Source organism: Pseudomonas sp. GM55 (genome assembly GCF_000282395.1).
GTDB lineage: Bacteria > Pseudomonadota > Gammaproteobacteria > Pseudomonadales > Pseudomonadaceae > Aquipseudomonas > Aquipseudomonas fluorescens_CC.
The window spans coordinates 1-1,001 of the sequence record NZ_AKJJ01000131.1; the positions used below are offsets into that span (position 1 = coordinate 1).

Here is a 1,001-nt window from a genome sequence, read left to right on the forward strand (position 1 = left end):
TCAGAATCGCCAGGTCATGTTCCCGGCCAAGGCTTGAATCCAGGCATTGTCGAATTGACCGGAAACTCGATTGCCCGATACGGATTTGGCCTGGTCCACCGGCATGTCGCCGAGCCAGACCATGGCCCAACTGACGTTGACATCGGTGTCCTTGTTCAGAGCATAGGTGGCTCCTGTCGCAATGCGCCAGGATTCGCCCATCGGCACGACCACGCTGCGATTGCTATCCGAGACGGCACTGCTGTCGTAGGCCACGCCGAAGTTCCACAACCACTGCTCGGTGGCCTGGTATTGCGCGCCAAGGGACAGGTGCCAGGTGTCCTTGAAGCCGGCGTCGACCGTTGTCGATTGCGCTCCAAACGCCGTGGTGTCGACCTCTACGGCGATGTCGCCGAACTCGGACCAGTCCTGCCAGTTGGCCGAGGCGAGCAAGGCCCATTGTCGGTCCAGTTGCTGGAACAGGCTCAGGGTGACGGTCTGCGGCACCTTCATGTCGAGTTCGGTTTCGGTGTTGTTGACGCGCTCGAGCAGGCGGCCGTCGCCCTTGACGTCCAGCCGGTCCTCGAAGTCCAGGTCGACCTGACTGGTATAGGTCAGGCCGATGCGCGTACCGGGTTGCGGGGCGTAGATCACCCCGACGTTGGCGCCATAGCCCCAGGTGTTGTCCCGGTATTTGAATTGGCCGTCAGAGCGGTCGGTGAAGCCGAAAGGGGAGCGGTCGATGGCCGTGTCTGCCTTCAACATGCCGTACATGGCCTTGATGCCCAGGCCGACCGACCACTGCTCGTTGAAGCGATAAGCCACGCTCGGTACCAGCGACAAGCCAAGCAGGCTGGAGTTTTGCGCGAAAAAGCGGCCTGACCAATCGTTGTCGTAATTGACCGCCAGGCCGAAGTCGCCGTACTGGCCGAAACCGACGCTCCAGTGCTCGTCCAGTTCATGGCTGATGAAGAAGCTGCCACCGGGAATCGGATCGAGGGCATTGCCGCTGCCGCTGCCCG

Annotated in this window: 1 protein-coding gene; it reads right to left on the bottom strand. The window is 61.6% G+C overall.

The features are described 5' to 3' along the window. Positions 1 to 1,001, bottom strand: a 1,001-nt coding sequence (locus tag PMI31_RS25430) for an OmpP1/FadL family transporter (RefSeq protein ID WP_008022289.1), incomplete at its 5' end; no start/stop codon positions are given.